Origin of the sequence: Acinetobacter sp. YH12208 (assembly GCF_013418055.1) — a bacterium.
In the GTDB taxonomy this organism is placed as follows: Bacteria; Pseudomonadota; Gammaproteobacteria; order Pseudomonadales; family Moraxellaceae; genus Acinetobacter; species Acinetobacter pseudolwoffii.
In genome coordinates, this window is the sequence record NZ_VPCT01000014.1 from 16,277 (window position 1) to 35,946 (window position 19,670).

Annotated in this window: 18 protein-coding genes; 10 read left to right on the forward strand and 8 right to left on the reverse strand. The window is 42.6% G+C overall.

Features of this window, described 5'->3' with window-relative positions; all coding sequences use genetic code 11:
* The first annotated feature begins 601 nt into the window (after positions 1-601).
* Together FTU95_RS12075 and FTU95_RS12080 are read left to right on the forward strand one after the other, a co-directional pair.
* Positions 602-2,719 carry a multicopper oxidase family protein gene (locus FTU95_RS12075; RefSeq protein WP_180078639.1) on the forward strand — a complete coding sequence of 706 codons (2,118 nt, stop codon included), beginning with the start codon at positions 602-604 and terminating at the stop codon, positions 2,717-2,719.
* Between the two features lie 116 nt (positions 2,720-2,835).
* Positions 2,836-3,561 carry a folate-binding protein YgfZ gene (locus tag FTU95_RS12080; protein ID WP_100329167.1) on the forward strand — a complete coding sequence of 242 codons (726 nt, stop codon included), beginning with the start codon at positions 2,836-2,838 and terminating at the stop codon, positions 3,559-3,561.
* A gap of 51 nt (positions 3,562-3,612) precedes the next feature.
* Here the strand turns inward: FTU95_RS12080 and FTU95_RS12085 are convergent, their stop codons facing one another.
* Complete coding sequence (locus FTU95_RS12085) at positions 3,613-3,858, reverse strand: hypothetical protein (protein WP_180078641.1); 246 nt, start codon at positions 3,856-3,858, stop codon at positions 3,613-3,615.
* A gap of 427 nt (positions 3,859-4,285) precedes the next feature.
* On the opposite strand from FTU95_RS12085, the gene FTU95_RS12090 reads away from it, so the two are divergent.
* Positions 4,286-5,083, forward strand: a complete 798-nt coding sequence (locus FTU95_RS12090) for a tetratricopeptide repeat protein (protein WP_180078643.1) — start codon at positions 4,286-4,288, stop codon at positions 5,081-5,083.
* Between the two features lie 15 nt (positions 5,084-5,098).
* Positions 5,099-5,341: a hypothetical protein gene (locus FTU95_RS12095; RefSeq protein ID WP_180049532.1), complete on the forward strand. Its 243-nt coding sequence runs from the start codon at positions 5,099-5,101 to the stop codon at positions 5,339-5,341.
* A 1-nt stretch (position 5,342) separates the two neighbouring features.
* Here FTU95_RS12095 and FTU95_RS12100 read toward each other — a convergent pair whose 3' ends face one another.
* From FTU95_RS12100 to FTU95_RS12110, 3 genes are all read right to left on the reverse strand, one after another.
* Complete coding sequence (locus FTU95_RS12100) at positions 5,343-6,269, reverse strand: AEC family transporter (RefSeq protein WP_005097988.1); 927 nt, start codon at positions 6,267-6,269, stop codon at positions 5,343-5,345.
* Between the two features lie 62 nt (positions 6,270-6,331).
* Entirely contained in the window at positions 6,332-7,441 is a 1,110-nt protein-coding gene (locus FTU95_RS12105) for an NADH:flavin oxidoreductase/NADH oxidase (RefSeq protein ID WP_100329168.1), read from the reverse strand.
* A 93-nt stretch (positions 7,442-7,534) separates the two neighbouring features.
* Positions 7,535-8,800: a carbohydrate porin gene (locus tag FTU95_RS12110; RefSeq protein ID WP_180078645.1), complete on the reverse strand. Its 1,266-nt coding sequence runs from the start codon at positions 8,798-8,800 to the stop codon at positions 7,535-7,537.
* A 397-nt stretch (positions 8,801-9,197) separates the two neighbouring features.
* Between FTU95_RS12110 and mutM the strand changes: the two genes are divergently transcribed.
* On the forward strand, positions 9,198-10,058 hold the full coding sequence (mutM, locus tag FTU95_RS12115; protein ID WP_159516689.1) for a bifunctional DNA-formamidopyrimidine glycosylase/DNA-(apurinic or apyrimidinic site) lyase: 861 nt from the start codon (positions 9,198-9,200) through the stop codon (positions 10,056-10,058).
* Positions 10,055-10,339: a peptidylprolyl isomerase gene (locus tag FTU95_RS12120; RefSeq protein WP_004281718.1), complete on the forward strand. Its 285-nt coding sequence runs from the start codon at positions 10,055-10,057 to the stop codon at positions 10,337-10,339. Before mutM ends, FTU95_RS12120 begins: the two co-directional genes overlap by 4 nt.
* 100 nt (positions 10,340-10,439) lie before the next feature.
* Here the strand turns inward: FTU95_RS12120 and mscL are convergent, their stop codons facing one another.
* Positions 10,440-10,880, reverse strand: a complete 441-nt coding sequence (mscL, locus tag FTU95_RS12125; protein ID WP_074383487.1) for a large conductance mechanosensitive channel protein MscL — start codon at positions 10,878-10,880, stop codon at positions 10,440-10,442.
* A 184-nt stretch (positions 10,881-11,064) separates the two neighbouring features.
* Positions 11,065-12,903: a translational GTPase TypA gene (gene typA, locus FTU95_RS12130; RefSeq protein ID WP_005097994.1), complete on the reverse strand. Its 1,839-nt coding sequence runs from the start codon at positions 12,901-12,903 to the stop codon at positions 11,065-11,067.
* A gap of 174 nt (positions 12,904-13,077) precedes the next feature.
* On the opposite strand from typA, the gene FTU95_RS12135 reads away from it, so the two are divergent.
* The 3 genes from FTU95_RS12135 (at position 13,078) to FTU95_RS12145 (ending at position 17,012) form a co-directional block, all read left to right on the forward strand.
* The gene (locus FTU95_RS12135; RefSeq protein ID WP_005097996.1) at positions 13,078-14,448 is read left to right on the forward strand and encodes a uracil-xanthine permease family protein; all 1,371 of its coding nucleotides are present in this window, start codon (positions 13,078-13,080) and stop codon (positions 14,446-14,448) included.
* A 66-nt stretch (positions 14,449-14,514) separates the two neighbouring features.
* Entirely contained in the window at positions 14,515-15,549 is a 1,035-nt protein-coding gene (locus FTU95_RS12140; RefSeq protein ID WP_180078647.1) for a methyltransferase, read from the forward strand.
* Entirely contained in the window at positions 15,549-17,012 is a 1,464-nt protein-coding gene (locus FTU95_RS12145) for an amino acid permease (RefSeq protein WP_005097999.1), read from the forward strand. Before FTU95_RS12140 ends, FTU95_RS12145 begins: the two co-directional genes overlap by 1 nt.
* Positions 17,013-17,064: 52 nt before the next feature.
* Here the strand turns inward: FTU95_RS12145 and FTU95_RS12150 are convergent, their stop codons facing one another.
* Together FTU95_RS12150 and omp38 are read right to left on the reverse strand one after the other, a co-directional pair.
* Positions 17,065-17,598, reverse strand: coding sequence for a peptidase C39 (locus FTU95_RS12150; RefSeq protein ID WP_180078649.1), 534 nt, complete (start codon positions 17,596-17,598; stop codon positions 17,065-17,067).
* Positions 17,599-17,698: 100 nt separating this feature from the next.
* Complete coding sequence (omp38, locus tag FTU95_RS12155; RefSeq protein ID WP_180078651.1) at positions 17,699-18,757, reverse strand: outer membrane protein Omp38; 1,059 nt, start codon at positions 18,755-18,757, stop codon at positions 17,699-17,701.
* A 375-nt stretch (positions 18,758-19,132) separates the two neighbouring features.
* Between omp38 and FTU95_RS12160 the strand changes: the two genes are divergently transcribed.
* Entirely contained in the window at positions 19,133-19,654 is a 522-nt protein-coding gene (locus FTU95_RS12160) for a GspH/FimT family pseudopilin (protein WP_180078654.1), read from the forward strand.
* The last annotated feature ends 16 nt before the right edge of the window (positions 19,655-19,670 follow it).

Consider the following 19,670-nt stretch of genomic DNA (forward strand, 5'->3'; position numbering starts at 1 on the left):
TAAACTTCTATTTTTTTGAAAAATCGTAGAAAATTCATCTCATTCTTTAGTATGAGACACTCACAACAGCATAAAAAATAATCAACATATAGGCGCAATAAACAGGCTTTATTTCATATTCATGCAACTTTTATGAGCTGTATTTTAAGCAGCGAATAGACCCTATAACCGATTAAAAGCCAACTATTAAAAGCCAAATAAGTCTCTTCTCTTACATTTAGGTCTTTATATGCAAGCGGCTTGTTGATAAAAACTGGATATTAAGCATATCTTCAAAACATCCTTATACAATAATTCCGAAAATCATCGTATTTCAGCGATAGAACCATTTAAAAGCTGTGTCCTGATTCAATTCCATAATTTTCGTAAGACTTTCTTACAAATTTTACAACTATTTTAATATGTATAAATATTATCGAATAATTAAAGATTTACATAAAAATTAGCACATTCAACACCAAAGAAAAAATACTTTAGACATACCGTTTATCTGCCTCCCCCTAATTTGGTGATAACAGTTTTTCTCTCAATTAAGTAAATCTAAACAGTAATTACTTCACAACAACAATACTCATCACAAAAGTAGATAAAGGTGATTACGATGTTACAGCTTGCGATTATCGGTGTCATAGCAGCGGTCATAGCCGTACTGGCATCAAACTGGAATGGAGCTAAAAACCCTCCTAATCCTTATAACCCTTCAAATCCAAATAATCCGTCAAATCCAAGTAACCCAAACAACCCGACTCAGCCACCACCTGCTCCAACAGCACCGGATTCTCTGATCAGTAATCCGCCATTGCTACAGAAAAATGCCAAAGGCAAATACGAACTGATCATCGCGTATAAAATGGATAAGTTGTATAACCCCAGAAAAGGAACATGGGATCAACTGGTGCTCCGTGGCTATGTGACCAAGCCCAGTTTATTTAATAAGAAAAAAGCAGGTGAATATGTCGAAGACCGGCTGGTTGGGCCACAGATTCGGGTCAAACAGGGAGAAACCTTTTCTGTGCATTTGAATAACCAACTGCCCACGGAGTCCACAGCAACCTGCCCAGAACATATTCTCGATGCGAATGACCCGCATTGTTTTAATACCACCAATCTGCACACTCATGGCCTCTGGGTCAGCCCGCAAGGCAATAGTGACAATGTTTTCCTGAAGTTCAAACCACAGGAAAAGTTTGACTATCAATTCAAAATGGAACCGAATCATCCTGCGGGTACTTACTGGTATCACGCTCATCTACATGGTTCAACGGCTATTCAGGTCTCTAGCGGCATGGCTGGCCCATTAATCGTAGAAGGCAGCCGTATTCCTCAAGTCAGGAATGGCAAAATCACATCGACGGGAGACATGGATATTCTGTGGAAAGATAAAGGCAAGAACAGCTATTCTAATGAAAATATCCTCCTGTTTCAGCAAATTCAGTATCGATGCACTCACCCGGCAGGTACAACCAATCTCAATAATTGTGATGCTGGTGAAGTCGGTATGCTGGAAGATTATCAAGGCCTGAATGCCTTTAATTCATGGGGAGCAAATCATTATTACACCTCGATTAATGGCAAAGTACATGGCGAGATTCAAGTTGAGCAAAACCAGTTTAAGCGCTGGCGTATGATTCATGGTGGTGTTCGCGACACCCTTGGTCTTATTATTAAGGAACTGCCAAAATCACAAAAATTTACCGCTGAACAAACCATTAAAGCTTGTTCTGAATTTCAGGAAGAAGACAAAAAAGCAGATTTTGATCAGCTCACCAGCTTGCCGGTCTATACCATTGCTCAGGATGGTTTAACCATGGATCATGTGCAGACACGTAGAATCTCGATATTTCAACCCGGTTACCGTCACGATGCGATGGTCGCCTTTCCAAGCACGAATAGATACTGTATTTTTGACACCAACTTGAACATTGATGATGAAATCAATACCATCCCTACATCCGGACAAATTACCCCTCAACTCGCTCCGGGTAATACGTTAAATGCCCAACTACTGGGATGGGTGAATGTCAAAGCGAGTAAATTAAAAGCGCAAACGCCAGCCCAGTTTTTACAAACTCAGGCACAGAAAATTGGCTTAAACAAAGAAATTCAGACCCAGCTCTCACAGTTAAAGCTTTCTGCCTTTATCGACCATCCATCGCTGATGACCACTGAAATTGAAAATCGCTTAAAAAACCGTCCACCACAACGCTCAACCTTCGATGCCAGCTTTGGTCCAAATGGTAAGTTTGGCTACCGTTACAGTGATATTGAGGGAATCTATAGTTTTGGTGACCTCTTTACCGGCGCGGATGCAGTAGAAGGTGCATATGTACGGAAACTGGAATTTGGGCAAATTGATGAATGGATTCTTAGCAGTAATAACCTGAATCATCCTTATCATATCCATGTGAACCCCTTCCAGATTGTAAAAGTACTGGATCCAACGGGTAAGGATGTCAGCGATATTCCGCTGGCAGTAGATCCAAATCCTAATCTGGAAGATATTCAATACCGCGGCTTAAAAGGACAGTTTAAAGATACAATCTTTGTTAAACAGGGATATCAGGTAATTGTCCGCAGCCATTACAAGAAATTTGAAGGTGATTTTGTGCAGCATTGTCATATTCTCGATCATGAAGATCAGGGCATGATGGAATATGTTCGGATTTGTGGCGGTAAATTCCCTTGTGATTCGCCATTGCCGGCTAGCCATCACCACTAAATATTATCATTCCATAAAAGCCGATGATTTAGATTGTTGGCTTTTTTGTTTGCCTCTATTTGATGCTTGCTGCACAATAACTGCATTGATTTATAGTATTCAAACTGGGGCTTATCATGGCAACGTCTCCTGCTTTTACATTGTTTAGTCTGAATGGTGTTGATGCACAAAAATTCCTTCAAGGTCAGGTGACTTTGAATACTGAAACATTGGCTAAAAACCAGACACGTTATACCGCGATCTGTAGCCTGAAAGGCCGTATTCAATTTGGCTTATGGCTTAAAAAGCTCAGTCCGGAAAGCTTTGAAATTGTAAGTACTGACGATCAGGCCACTGAACTGGCGAATCATATTAAAAAATTTGGTGCCTTTTCAAAAATGAAACTGGAACTGGTCGGTGCGGTTTATCCTGTGATCAATGATATTCATACTGACTTTGTTGCAACTGAAACCGATGTGGCGACCTGGGAGCAGCAAGCCATTGAATCAGGTCAAGCCTGGATTCAGGCGGCCACTGCGACCCTGTTTCAACCACAGGAATTGCGCTTACATCAACGTGAAAGCATTCACTATGACAAAGGTTGTTATTTAGGTCAGGAAGTCATCGCACGCTTATGGTTTAAAGCCAAGCCAAAACATTGGCTGCATCTGATTCAAGCGACGGGTGAAGCACCTGTAGTCGGCACTCAGCTCAACAACAATGTTGAAGTCGTGAATAGCATCAGTCTGAAGGATGGCTATAAAGCCTTGGTCGTAGCCAAACCTGAAGCATTGGCCGAGTTGGGTCTAGAGGTTCTGGAACTTCCTGAAGCTTTGAGCGGTGATGTAGCACGTCCGCAATAATTCCGGTTTAGGCCCTAAAAAAGCCAAGACTTAACTCTTGGCTTTTTTGTTTTAGAAACCATGAAACAGCTTATTCATGTCTTTCACCACATAATCTTTGAAGTGATAAGCACGAGCATGTTTGGCATCAAATTTTGTGGTTAATTCACCTTTTTGAAAGGTGTAGATCCGGTCTTCCTGACTAATCAAAAATTCTGCACCGAGCTTCATCAGCAGTGCGTCAATCTTGTCTTCATCCGCAATCGTGTCATCTACGTTAATTCTGTCATAGTGGCGTTTAATCGTTTTGACAAACATGGCTCAATCCTGGGAGGCTGATTTAAACCGAGATTTAACCAGAGAAGTTCCTTTAAGCAAAGTAATCCTTTCAATATCTGAATGATTGATAGGAAAGTTATCCAGATCAGTGATCTGGTTAAATCGGTATATCCTGCTTTGATGATTTATTTTGATTAAATCCCTTTCATAACTCAAGAAATGATAATTTTATTCATATTTAAATAGAGGTTGAACGCTCCTTCTCCCTTCGGGAGGAGGAGCATGCTGCGCAAGTCTCCGACAAGAAGATAGAATTTCATTTATAATAATTAAAAAATGATTTATGAAAGAACTCTAATGACAAATTGTATATTTACAAAGCACAAAATCCTTTTATGATGTAAGTGAAAATGATTAAAACCGCACCAAGGACTTAGGTGCCAGCAATAATAAGGTTATAGGAACCATGAAAAAGTTAATACTCGCTACTGTTCTTGCAGTTTCTGCGCAATTCACTCTGGCAAATACTGTAAAAGATCAGGCTGACCCCCAGTTTGTAAAAATTGAAGCCATGGTGAAAGCCAATAATTTCAAAGGCGCCTATGACGCTTTAAATCAATTGGCTAGTCAGGGAAATGCCCAAGCCATATATAACTTAGGCTATTTAACCCAGACCGGCCAGGGCACTGCCAAAGACGAGAAAAAAGCCATCCAGCTCTATGAACAGGCAGCCAGCAAAGGTTACCCTGTGGCCAATTATGTACTGGGCAAAAATTATGCGGCGGGTACATTAGGACTAAAGCAGGATTTAAGCAAAGCCAAACAGTATCTGGAACATGCCTCAGCAGCCAACTTTGATGATGCCAGTGTAGATCTGGCTGTGCTGTTATTTGCTGAAAATACCCCTGCCTCAAATAAAATCGGACTACAAAAGCTGCAACCATTAATTACAAAAGGTAATATGCAAGCGATTCACGCCAAAGCCTTATATGACATCAGCTCTGGTTTTAAAAACAAAGATGAAAAACCGATTCAGCAAGGTTTAAGCAGTATTCAGGATCTGGCGAAAAAAGGCTATATCCCTGCCCTGATGGCTGTCGGCAATATGTTTGCCAATGGCAGTATCGTGCAGCAAAACTTGCCTGAAGCGAAAAAAATCTTTGCTGCATTGGCACAGCAAAATATTCCGCAGGCTAAAGAGTCTTTGGCAGCAGTAGACAAAATGATGGCGGAGCAGAAAAAAATACCTGCCAAAAAGAGTTAATTTGGTTTCGCCCCAATGAAAAGCGGAGCTTCGCAAGAAAAGTATCTTGCGGAGCCATACTCTCATCGCAAAACTCGTCAGCCAGCATCCACTGGTAAATTTGTCGCAAAAACAATCATTTTTAATCTTGCGGTACAATACACCGTATGCCTCAAACAGTTGCGGCTGACTTTTCTACCTGTAAAATATAATCATAAATTTAAAAAAGAAAATGCCAATATGGGGCTTTTTATAAGGAGAGAATCAATCCTGGAATGAGCTATCCCCACCACAAGGCAATTAGGCCGCTGGTCACGATAAAACCAGCGATGGTGCTCATCAGCAGTGGTGTTAAGGCTCGATCATTTAAACCATAGGCCTGTCCCAACATACCGAAGATTGTTGGCATCGGTAAGGCAGCAATCAAAGTACCCGCATGAACCATTTCCTGACTTAAACTGGTCAATTGACTGAGGCCAAGATACATCAGCAGCGGCATCATAATGTTGTTAGAAAACACCAGATAGAAACTTTGCAGATTAACGTATTTCAGGCTCATTCCCACAATACCGCCACCAATTGCAAACAAGGCCAATGGCGATGCTGTCTGCCCGATCAAGGCAAAAACCTGATCGATATAGAGCGGAATTTTAATCTGGAAAATCGCACAGGCCATACCCAGTACGACCCCCATAAATAAGGGGTTTGTTACTAAAGTCAGCACCACACTTTTAAAAATGGAGCCAAGATTTGCCTGATGCTGTGTTCCCAGCGCAGCCATGACCAGTACCAAAGGAATCAGCAACATACTTTCAATGATGACCACCAGAGAAGTATAAGTCATGGCCTGCTGCCCGATTAACAGACTAAGCACGGCCGTACCAATAAGTCCGGTATTCGACATCGCGGCGCCCAGCGACAATACTGCACTCTGCGAATGCGTATTCTGAAAATAACGGCGCATCATCCAGAAACCGCTACCATAGAGCAGTAAAGTTACGCTGCTATACACCGCAAAGTATTCAAAATACCAGATTTCATGCAGGTCTTTAGAGGCGAGAGACTGGAAAAACAGCAGAGGCAACGCCACTTTAATGACAAAAGCACCGACTGTACCCACTTGTTCTTTGTCTAACACTTGACTTTTTACAGTCAGATAACCCAGTGCCAACAATAAAAAAATGGGCACAATGACCGCAAAAATCATAATGCAGCGTCCTCATTTGCAATGAGTGACTATTATACGACCTTCCTGCTTAGAAAAGATTGTTAAAAAGGCTCAAACAAATGGTTTAGACCATGCGGAGCACTGCGAAGATATTGGGGTGAAATTTTTAGTTTTTCTTCAAGTGCCGCAGCTGCATGCCAAGGCCAATGTGGATCGTAGAGAATCGCGCGTGCAATAGCGATGGCATCGGCCTGCCCTTTTTGCAGAATATGTTCTGCCTGTTCTGCTTCGGTAATTAAACCTACAGCAATTACCGGAATATTGACGGCTTTTTTGATGGTATCTGCAAAAGGTACTTGATAGTTCGGTTTCACATCAATGTTCTGTTTGACATGTAAACCGGCACTGGAAATATGAATATAAGCTGCGCCCACCGCTTCGAGGGCTTTAGAGAGTTCAACCGAAGAATCAATATTCCAGCTATCCTCATGCTCCATCCAGTCACTCGCTGAAATACGCACTCCGATTGGATAATCTTCCGGAACTGCTGCCTTCATCGCTTGCAATACTTCCAGCGTCAGGCGAATCCGGTTTTCCAGTGAACCACCATATTTATCCTCACGCTTATTGGAAAGTGGCGACATAAACTGATGTAACAGATAACCATGTGCTGCATGTAGTTCAATCAGGTCAAAGCCTGCATCAACTGCGCGTTTGGCACTTTCTGCAAAGTCTGCAATGACCTGATCAATCTCTGCCTGATTCAGCGCTTTAGGAGGATGTTCGTCTGCCTGAAAAGGAAGATCACTGGCAGAAACAGTTTGCCAGCCATGTGCCTCATCCGGTTTAAACTGGCCTCTACCTGCCCATGGTTTATCTGTAGAGGCTTTACGTCCGGCATGTGCAAGCTGGATAGCAAATGGCATTGGCGATATAGATTTAACTTTGGCCAATAATGCTTTGATCTGGGCAGCTTGCTGATCATTCCACAATCCCAGGTCTGCATAACTGATACGACCTTCTGGTTGTACAGCAGTCGCCTCGACAATACAGAGTCCGGCGCCAGAGAGCGCATAATTCGCCCATTGCTGCTCATGCCAATACGTGATTTCACCCTCATCTGTGGCTGAATATTGACACATGGGTGCAATAATAATTTTATTGCTGAGTGATAATGAACCAAACTTTAGCGGTTGAAATAATAATGTCACGTGGCAATCCCTCTTTATTCATGTGAAGTATGATCGGGCAATAAAAAACAGGCTTTAAAAAGCCTGTTTAGTTATAACGTGAACGATCACTTTTTAGAAGATGATGCGGCTGGTTAAACCAAGTAGCAGTGCATTATCTACGTTGTTGGTTGCCCCTGGATTGACTACATATTGCAGGTTTGGACGTAGCATCAGCCATTTTGTTGCATTATAGCTATAGTTAAGTTCGATATTGTATTCTGCATCGGCATTGAATGCTGGACGCGAATCTGCAAAGCGATTATTCACGTGCACACGGTTAACTGCCAGACCCAAAATATCATTCGGTTGACTGTCGAGCAGGCCAATATATTTCACCCCAAGCTGTTGTGAATGATCGACTTTATTGGTTACACGGTCATGCCAGGTGAAATTGGCAAATGAATGCAGGCCCTGACGCCCCTGACCTGTTGAAGTTAATTGCTGTTCGATGGCCAACCAGCCTGCAAAGGTACGATCTTCAGCTTGGCCAGTGACAATATCTTTTTGATTGATTGGATCATCCGCAGTATTGTACATCCCACCCACACGGTAGCTACCCGGCAAGTTATTGATGAGTGATTTGGGTGTCCATACAATTTCTGCTGGAATGGTCACGCCATCGGCATGCTTAGTATCCAAACTCCAGCCTTGACCTTCTTTAGCACCATTGCCATTGTCCGGATTAAACTCATAAACACCGACTTGTACTGCAAGTTCAGGGTTTAGCTGCTGCTTTATACGCGCACCCCATTGTGATACTGGCGTGTTCATCCAGATATTGCCTTGCCATTTACCCATCTGCGCAGCACAAAATGCTGTACTGGCAAAGTCACAGGCCATCACATTAAAGTCCATGCCCAGACCCAAACGGCCAGCCTTAATACTCAGTCCTTGCTCTTTATAATTCTTTTCAATCGAAAGTTCACTCAGACGGCTATCCTGATTGCCGCGCCCAAACGTACCTTGTGCATTGGCCATCTGTGGCGCTGATGGATCTTGTAAATCACGGATAGACGTACTTTGGCCTTGGCGCGCACTCATTGCAGCACGTACCGTGACACCGTTCCATCCTGCCAGTTTTTCCAGGTCCAGTTGAGTTCCCAACCATAACTGGGCAGAAGTTAATGGATCTGCGCCTGCATTCCGGCCACCATCCGCAAGATAGGCTGTATCAGTTAGCAGATTGGCTTCAAATTTAATCCCTTGCTGAGCCAGTTCTGTACGTTGACCATTCCAACCCCCTAGTAAATATTGACCTTGCGGATCAAATGCAGATTCTGCCTGCGCGGTTGTCATGGCAGCCATTAATGGCAATAAAGCGAAACCTAAATATTTCATGTAAAACCTAAACATTCGGAGAGAAAAACAAGCAAGGTTTTTAAAATTGCTATTAGGTGCATGAATTTACATAACTTTTCCTATAAATTCTTATTATTTTTTTTATTATTGATTAAACTTTTAGTTATGCCTTAATACAAAAAATATAATTTTATTTCAAAATAGTTAAATTATTTATATGTTTTTCAAAAACTTAGGATTTATTTATTTTTTCATTCCTTTTATTTCTTTAATTTTTGGTCTAAACATGCAAAAAAACAGCTTATTCTTTAAGCTCTTACACCTCCAATAAACATGAAATCCCCAGTCATTTTCTAATGGTTGCATCCCCATTAAGACTTGTAATCTCCGTAAATTCGCCCAATATTAGCTGCATCTCCCTCGCCTCTGATGTGTTATGCCTGAATTACCAGAAGTAGAAACCACCAAAACCAGTTTATTACCCTTGTTAGAACAACGTGTAAAACGGGTTGAAATCCGTCAGTCAAGTTTGCGCTGGCCCATTCCCGAAAATATACAAAAGCTGGTCGGGCAGAAATTACTCAACCTGTCGCGCCGTTCCAAATATATTCTGGCTGAGTTTGAGCACGACACCATGCTCTGGCATTTAGGCATGTCTGGCAGCTTTCGTTTGTGTGAAACAACTGAAGAATTACGCAAACATGATCATCTGATTATTCAGTTTGATGATATTGAATTGCGTTATCATGATCCGCGTCGTTTTGGCTGTATTTTATGGCTGGATGCGCAGTCACAAAGCAAACTGATTGATACGCTGGGACCAGAACCCCTGAGTGAAAATTTTAATTCTCAGTATTTATTTGAAAAATTGAAAAATAAAAATGTTGGCACCAAAGTTGCGATTATGGATAACCATGTGGTGGTAGGTGTCGGCAATATTTATGCAACCGAAAGTCTGTTCAATATGGGCATTCATCCAGCACAACCCGCCTCGACTTTAAGCTTGGCACAGATCGAAAAATTAGTGCTGGAAATCAAGCGCATATTAAAACAGGCCATTGATTTAGGCGGGTCGACATTACGGGATTACACCAACGCCATGGGGGAAAATGGCTATTTTCAGCAAACGCTGCTGGCCTATGGTCGTGCCGGGGAAATGTGCGTGAACTGTGAGACCACGCTTGAAAATATTAAACTGGGACAACGTGCTTCTGTGTTCTGTCCAGAATGTCAGCCTTTGAAAAAGATGCAACTCCCTGTCAAAAAACTGGCAACTGTACGAGGGGAAAAGTCATGAAAACAGCCATTGTGCGTCATATTCTGGTTAAAGATAAAGAAACTGCCGAGCAGCTTAAAAAGAAGATTTTGAGTGGCGCTGACTTTAATAAAATCGCCAAACAATATTCAACCTGTAATTCTGCCAAGCGTGGCGGAGAACTGGGCGAAGTAAAAAAAGGCCAACTGGTGCCTGTCATTGATAAGCTGGTGTTTACGGCTGCTGAACGGGTCTTACATGGTCCGGTCAAAAGCCAGTTTGGTTTTCATTTGGTAGAAATTAAGTTCCGGATGGATTTTTAATCTTATAAATCTCTCCCCACCTCCCTTTAACAAAAGGGGGGATTTAGGAGGATTAAAAAAACGGCACAAGAGGCGCCGTTTTTTATTTGTGTCAGAACGCTTATGCTTCAGGACGTTTTTTCAATTCATCACGAATTTCACGCAATAATTCGATATCTTCAGGGGTGGCTTCAGGTGCAGGTGCTTCTTCTGCCTGTTTACGACGAAGTTTATTCATCATTTTCACCAGTAAGAATACCACCCATGCCAACAACAGGAAATTAATCAGAATCGTTAGGAAGTTACCATAAGCAAATACATTCAGACCTTCAGCCTGTGCATTTGTCAAAGAAGTGACATTATTAGGATTATCACCCAGTACCAGGAACCAGTTAGAATAGTCAACATCACCACCTAAAATCCAGCTAACGATTGGCATGATGATATCTTTTACAAAAGAATCAATAATTTTACCAAATGCTCCACCAATAATAACACCGACCGCGAGGTCCATCACATTGCCTTTGACAGCAAACTCTTTAAATTCTTGAATAATACTCATTTTTTCTCCAATAATTCATTTTAAAGTTTGTGATGAATTATACATTAATTATAAGTGATTTCATTTTCACATAAGGTGATGTTTTTTATAAGTTTTATGGTTCTAGTTAAAATTTTAATACAAAAAAAACCGCAATCTTTGAAAAGATTGCGGCTTTAGGAATCTTAGATCAATAATCTACAGATTATTTACCTGAACGGTTACGTTTACGTTCGTTTTCAGTCAAATAACGCTTACGGATACGGATTGACTTCGGTGTTACTTCAACTAGTTCGTCATCTTCAATGAATTCAAGCGCTTGTTCAAGCGTATATTCAACTGCAGGAACAAGTGTTAATGCTTCATCAGTACCAGATGCACGTACGTTGGTTAACTGTTTTGCCTTAGTCGGGTTCACAGTCATGTCGTCAGAACGTGAGTTAATACCAATAATCATACCTTCGTAAACTTCTAACTGAGGCTTAGCGAATAGACGACCACGGTCTTGTAATGTGAACAATGCATAGCCCAGGCAAGTACCTTGAACCATAGAGATCAACACACCGTTTTGACGTTTCGCAACTTGGCCTTGTTTCATTGGACCATAATGCGAGAAGCTTGATGTCATGATACCCGTACCTGAAGTCATCGTCATGAATTCAGAACGGAAACCGATCAAGCCACGTGAAGGAACAGTTGCTTCAATACGGATACGGCCTTTACCGTCAACTTCCATATTGGTCATCTCGCCTTTACGGCTGCCCATTTGCTCCATTACAGAACCTTGGTGCTGTTCTTCAACGTCAAACGTCACGTTTTCGTACGGTTCTTGCATTTGACCGTCAATTTCTTTCAAGATGACTTGCGGACGAGATACACCCATCTCGAAGCCTTCACGGCGCATGTTCTCAATTAAAACTGAAAGGTGAAGTTCACCACGGCCAGACACTTTGAAACGGTCAGGACTGTCAGTGTCTTCAACACGTAATGCGACGTTGTGGATCAATTCGCGATCTAGACGCTCACGAATGTTACGTGAAGTTACGAATTTACCTTCTTTACCAGCAAACGGTGAGTTGTTTACCTGGAATGTCATTGTGACTGTAGGTTCATCTACAGAAAGCGGTGGAAGCGCTTCAACAGCTTTCGGATCACAAATCGTGTCAGAAATGTTCAATGCATCGATACCTGTTACGCAAACGATATCACCTGCATTGGCTTCTTCGATGTCCACACGATCTAAACCATGATAACCCATGATTTTTAAGATACGACCGTTACGTGTTTTGCCTTCTTTATCGATTACAGTCACTTGCGTGTTCAATTTAACTGAACCACGTTGAATACGACCAACACCGATAACGCCTACGAAGCTGTTATAGTCAAGTGAAGACACTTGCATTTGAAATGGACCATCAACGTCAACTGCTGGCGGTTCAACGATGTCTACAATTGTTTGGAACAATGGCGTCATGTCGTCAGCAAGTTCTTCTGGAGAAGGACCCGCCACACCACGAAGACCAGATGCATAAACGACCGGGAAGTCTAACTGTTCGTCAGAACCACCTAAGTTATCGAACAAATCGAATACCTGGTCAATCACCCAGTCTGGACGTGCGCTTGGCTTATCAACTTTGTTAATAATTACGATTGGCTTCAAACCACGTGCGAACGCTTTTTGCGTTACGAAACGTGTTTGTGGCATCGGGCCTTCTTGTGAATCGACAAGAAGAAGTACGCAGTCAACCATCGACATTACACGTTCAACTTCACCACCGAAGTCGGCGTGTCCCGGGGTGTCCACGATGTTAATGCGATATTCAGTATTGGTACGTGCATCCGTCCATTTAATTGCAGTGTTTTTTGCAAGAATGGTAATACCACGTTCACTTTCGATAGCGCCAGAATCCATGACACGCTCAATCTCACCCGCGCGATCACCGAGAGCACCTGATTGTTGCAAAAGTTTGTCTACAAGAGTGGTTTTACCATGATCGACGTGCGCAATAATGGCGATGTTACGGAGAGTTTTAATATCTGACATGTAAATTCAATGCGTATGTAATTTGAGGGCAAATTATACAGAAAAATACAAAACTTTTATAGTCACTGTTACCACACTCCTCAACTTTTTTTAAGGAGATGGGCTTTTTTTGATTTTGTAAAGGCGTGTAACTCGATTAGAATAGCGCCACCCTGCCTTAATTTGCATTGACACATGTCTGATTTTAATCAATCTCCTCCTCCTAAAGATCAACTCGACCTGGTATATGGTCTGGATGATCGTCCAAAACCATTTATTGCTTTTTTAGCTGCATTCCAACATTTATTGGCAATTATTGTCCCGATCGTGACCCCTGGCTTGCTAATTTGTCTGGCACTTGGGGTATCCAAAGAAGACACCAACATGATTTTATCCATGTCCCTGGTGATCTCAGGTATCGCGACTTTTTTACAGTCTAAAAAAGTCGGACCTTTTGGTGCCGGTCTGTTGATTGTTCAGGGAACCAGCTTTAACTTTATCGGCCCAATTATTGGTATTGGTTCAGCCATGGTTGCTGCCGGTACGCCAGTTGAGTCAGTCATGGCAGCAATTTTTGGTGTGGTGATTGCAGGTGCATTTATTGAAATGGGCGTGTCCCAGATTCTGCCTTGGATAAAAAAACTGATTACCCCTTTGGTGACCGGGATTGTCGTCCTTCTGATTGGTTTAACCTTAATTAAAGAAGGTCTAATCAGTATGGGCGGTGGTTATCAGGCCATGAGCGATAAAACTTTTGCCAATGCAGACAACCTGATCATGTCCTGCACAGTCTTGGCGCTGATCATTATCCTGAACCGTATCCGGATTACCTGGGTAAAAAGTTCTGCCATTTTGATTGCCCTGGTTTGTGGTTATATTCTGGCCGGCTTTATGGGCCATCTGGATTTTTCCGGCTTAAAAGATGCCCCACTGGTACAGATTCCAACTCCAATGCATTTCGGTTTAAGCTTCTCCTGGAGCCTGTTTATTCCGATGGCATTCATTTATCTGGTGACCTCTTTAGAAGCGATTGGCGATATCACGGCGACCTCAAAGCTTTCTAACCAGCCAGTCGATGGGCCAAAATGGATGCAGCGCATTAAAGGCGGTGTACTGGTCAATGGCGCCAATTCATTCCTTGCCGGTATTTTTAACACCTTCCCAAGTTCGGTATTTGCACAAAATAACGGTGTGATTCAGTTGACGGGTGTAGCGAGCCGTTATGTCGGTATCTGGATTGCTGCTTTACTGATCATTCTGGGTTTGCTGCCTGCGGTTGCCGGGATTATCCAGGCGGTTCCGCAAGCGGTACTGGGTGGTGCAGTGATGGTGATGTTTGGTGCAGTAGCAGCTTCCGGCATTAATATTCTGTCTGGCGTACATCTGGACCGCCGTGCCTTGCTGATTATTGCGATTTCACTGGCACTGGGTTTAGGTGTTGCACAAGTTCCACAAATTCTTGAGCATCTTCCTGAGTTATTCCGTAATATCTTTAGCTCAGGCGTTGCCACTGGCGGTATTGCTGCCCTTATTCTGAATGTTGTACTTCCTGAAACAAAGAAGTAATTTCATGTCCAAAGAACACTGTCTAGGTCAGACTTAGGCAGTGTTCTTTATATTGGAGAGATACCTATGGATCCTAAAAGCGAAGTTTTATTAAGACAATATGATTTTTTGTCGGGTCGCATCTTACTCATTAATGCACCGACAGATGATCTACTCGCTGAATTCGATGCCTCTATCAATCCCGCTGTCTGGACATGGAATTTTAATGATTTTCAATATTTCCAGTCGCAACAAGCAGATGTCCACTTTGGCGCAGAGATGCCTGAAGCTGAGTTTGATCAGGCGGTTATTTTTGTACCCAAGTCTAAAGAACTGCTCAATTATTTACTGCATAATGTGGCAGCACAACTTAAACCGGGCAGCAGTATTTTCCTGGTCGGTGAAAAGAAAGGCGGGATAGAGCGTGCAGCCAAACAGTTGCAGCCTTATGGTAAAACCCTCAAACTGGATAGCGCACGTCATTGCCAGCTTTGGCAACTGGTTCTAGACCACACGGTCGAGAAAAAATCACTTGCTGACTGGGCACAGCGTTATAGCATCTCGACCCCGAATGGTGACCTGAATATTTGTGCCCTGCCAGGCGTGTTTAGTCAAAACCGTTTAGATATTGGGACTGCCACCTTATTACCTTATTTATCACAAGTCACCTCGGGTAAAATCGCTGACTTTGGTTGTGGCGCAGGTGTAATTAGTGCGTATCTGGCAAAGTTGAATCCGAAAAACCGGATTTTTGCCATGGATGTGGATGCCTTTGCGCTGGCCTCCACCCAAATGACCTTTGATGAAAACCAGCTTAGCCCTGAACAGATCGAAATTAAAGCGGTCACTGGCATTGCTGATGCACCCTTGTTCTTGCATGCCATTGTCAGCAATCCGCCTTTTCATATGGGAATCGAGACCGATTACACGGCCAGCGAAACCTTGTGTAAAACTTCGCGTCGTCATTTAAAATCAGGTGGCGAGCTTTGGATCGTGGCCAACCGTTTCTTAAACTACCCGACCCTGATTGAACAAAACTTTGGTCGCTGCACAGTGAAAGCGGATCAACAAGGCTTTAAAGTGCTGTTCGCTAGCACACAAAAAAATGTTAAGGAATCGTGATGAGCGAAACGCAAAATACGATGCAGCTGCAGCGTAAGCTGGGTGCTCGTCATCTGAATATGATCGCTATTGGCGGATCCATCGGTACAGGTCTATTCCTGGCCTCGGGTGCGACCATTGCCAATGCCGGGCCAGGCGGAGCACTACTTGCTTATGCACTGATTGGTGTCATGATTTATTTCTTGATGACCAGTTTGGGCGAACTCGCCACGCATAATCCCACCTCGGGTGCATTTTTCACTTATGGCACTAAATATGTCGAGGGCGGTTTTGGTTTCGCCTTGGGCTGGAACTACTGGTACAACTGGGCCATTACCGTAGCTTTTGAGCTGGTTGCCGTTCAGTTCATCATGAAATTCTGGTTTCCCGATATTCCTGGTGTTTATTGGAGTGCAATTTTCCTGGCCATTATTTTTGGGATTAATGCCCTGACAGTTAAAGGCTTTGGTGAATCTGAATTCTTCTTCTCTCTGGTGAAAGTTGTCGCGATTATTGCCTTTATCATTATCGGTATCTGGATGATCGTGAAGATTATGCTGACCCCAGGCGCAGAAGCATTTGCCAACTGGAGTATTGGTGACGCACCTTTTGTCGGTGGTTTCCAAGCCTTAATTGGCGTGGCGATGATTGCCGGATTCTCCTTTCAAGGAACCGAAATGGTCGGGGTGGCTGCGGGCGAATCGAAAGATCCAAAGAAAACCATTCCGGTGGCAATCAAGCAGATTTTCTGGCGTATCCTGTTATTTTATATCGTGTGTATTTTCATTATCGGCACATTAATTGCCTACAATGACCCACGCTTATTACAGGCGGCTGCGACCGACAATATTGCGCTTTCTCCTTTTACCCTGCTCTATGAAAAGGCCGGCTTTGCCTTTGCTGCGAGCATTATGAATGCGGTGATTTTGACAGCCATTCTGTCTGCGGGTAACTCAGGCATGTATTCCTCTACGCGCATGCTATTTGATATGGCACGTAAAGGTAGTGCGCCAAAACTGTTTGGCCGTCTGGATCCACGTGGTGTACCGATGAATGCCCTGTATGCCACCACTGCAATCGCAGCACTGTGTTTCCTGACCACCTTCTTCGGTGAACAGGAAGTCTTTAACTGGCTACTCAATATGTCGGGCATGTGCGGCTTTATTGTCTGGCTCGGGATTGCGATTTCACACTATCGCTTCCGCAAAGGTTACTTGGCTCAAGGCTACAAACTGGAAGATCTGGCTTATCGCGCCAAGTTCTTCCCCTTTGCTCCTTGGTTTGCTTTTATTCTCTGTGCAATTGTCGTCCTTGGTCAAAACTATCAGGATGTTCTGGCAGGTCAATGGATGGGGGTTCTCTCGACCTATATCAGTATTCCATTGTTCCTAGCAATCTGGTTCGGATACAAATGGAAGAAAAAATCCAAACTGGTGTCTTATCAAGAGATGGATGTACAACCTATGAAACTTGATCAGGAATAAACCATCAGAAATTAAAAAATCAGCCTACGGGCTGATTTTTTAATTTCTTAGATTAGTTATGCCGCATGACAAAATTACGGTCATCAATCACAATCACTTGCTGACAGATCCCCTCTGCCTGACGCTGCTGCTCGAATACATCTGCCGGCATCGCATCAAAACTGTCAAAGAAACTGATCTCATGTTCATCTATTGCATAGATCAATGAATGATTACCGACCCCTTCTAAGGTATCGTAGAAAACAATCACGAAACGGCCTGCTTCCACCTGCTGCTGGATTTCTGCATAAGAGATCACACGCTCTTCAACAGGTATTTTAAGTGTCTGTGCTTGTTGATAAAAATCAAGCTCGACTGGCTGTTTATCTGCATCATATTCGCTAAAAAAAGCAACATCCAGTCCCAGCGTCTGCAAAGCCACTGCAAGGCCAATAGTTGAGGCTCCCATTTCCGGATTGTGACGACAGAGCTGAACCAAGTCCGGAATATGCAGGTCAATTCCATAATGATGGAAAATCATCCAGATCGAGAAAATTCCGCTATTGGCTTCCAGATTTTGTAAATCTTCAGGAATTTCAACACCCATGTTATCACTCAATTACATCTTTAATGACTCAGTGTAGTCAAAATTCAGATATAAAAAAAGCGGCTCATAGGAGCCGCTTTTTTAACAATTCAATAATTAATTATTGAGCTTGTTGTTGACCTTCAACTAGTACAGTACGGCTACCAGTGATCGTCGCGAATACACGACGGTTCATAGCACGACCTTCTTTAGTGTTGTTGTCAGCAATCGGTTGATCCCAAGCGAAACCTTGAGTAGACAAACGAGATGCATCTACGTTGTATTCGTTCACAAGTGAAGATTTAACAGAGTTAGCACGAGCCAAAGATAAACGTTCGTTCAGTGCACGTGGACCAGTGTTATCAGTGTGACCTTCGATGCGAGCAGTAGCGTTTGGATATTCAACTAGCTTCTCAGCAACTTTTGCGATTTCTGGTTTGTATTGATCTTTGATGTTTGATTTGTTGGTATCAAAGAACACACGAAGTTCCATGTTCAGGTCTTCAGTCAACTCTTGTGGAGCTGGAGCAACCGGAGTTACAGGCTCAACTGGAGCAACTTCTACTACTGGAGCAGCTGGTTTCAGACGACCACCTAGAACTACGTTAAGACCAGCAAGCGCTGTATAGTTCCAGAATTTTTCGTCAAAGTGGTAAGTACCACGAGCTTCAGTACGTAGTGCCAATGCATCGTTGATGTGCCAGAATGCACCGATACCAGCGTTACCTAGCGTACCTTCTTCTTCATTACCACGACCTTCGCGATCTACACCATCAAATTTGTATTTGTAGTGACCAGCACCTAACAATGCATATGGTTTGATCTTGCTGTCATAGTTACCAGTAAATACATCAGAAGTTGCGTAGAAGTTACCTGCGATGTTTTGGCCTTTATATTCTGCACCAGGCTCAGCACCGTCAACATCACCTTTAACTTGGCTGTATTCAGCTTCAAAACCTAACCAAGGAGTAAGTTCTACACCAATCGCAGCACCAACGAATAAATCGTCTTGCATTTCACCTTGATTAGAAACTAATAACTCACCATCATTACCGCCATTGTTGTGCTGAGTGTCTTGGAATGTATAACCTAACATCAACGGAGTAACAGTTACGCCTGCATTTGCAACAGCAAAAGGTGCAGCTACAAGCATAGCTAAAGCAATACGACTCATTTTCATGGATTTATCCTCCAGAGATAACAATTGTTGTTCAAGCTCAAGCCCGTAATAGGCCATCCTGAGATAGGCTTTTTATTACCCCAGTTTTATTCTTAAGCTATTCACATGGCATCATACAAACACTTTATTATTTTTCCAAGTGCTTGATTAATTTAATCAAGTAAATTATTGACAAAATTACTTACAATTTCCGTTGTAATTCAGTAATTTTTTACTCAATTTTTTATTCTGAATGACCTATTGTGATTGCCAATTATTTTTTAATCGCTTTCTTGAAATTTGAGTAACGACCAAATCACACGCTCAACAAAGCATAAAAAACGCATAATTAATAACATGTTTCTTATAAAAATAATATATAAATCAGGTAACTCTATGTATAAAAAAATAACAAGAGCGTTCACTATTGTTGAGTTAATTATCTGTATTGCAGTGATTGTAATTTTAGCCAGTATTGCTTTACCTTACTTTCATGAGTATCGTTCCAAACAGGAAGCCAAAAATATCCCAATCAAATTATCTGCGATTAACCGCTATGCACGCAGCCAGGCAGCAGTGTTTCATCAGAATATTGTCATCTGTCCAAGCCAGGATTCCCTGACTTGTCAATCTAACCAATGGAATAAGAATATGCTGGTCTTTATTGATAAAAATAAAAATCGGCAAGTCGATGCGGGCGAACAAATTTTACACATTGATGCTCTAAATCTTAAATATGGCAACCTGAGTTGGCGAGGCGCATTAAGTTCACCAAGTGTCACTTATCAGGCACGTACCGCCCTTCCGATTGGTTCGAATGGCAGTTTCTATTATTGTTCGGCGCAAATCTCCAGCCAGCAGCGTATTGTACTGAGTAAAATGGGGCATATCCGGGTAGAAAGCCTCTCCTCATGCTAACAGAACTATCCAGTTT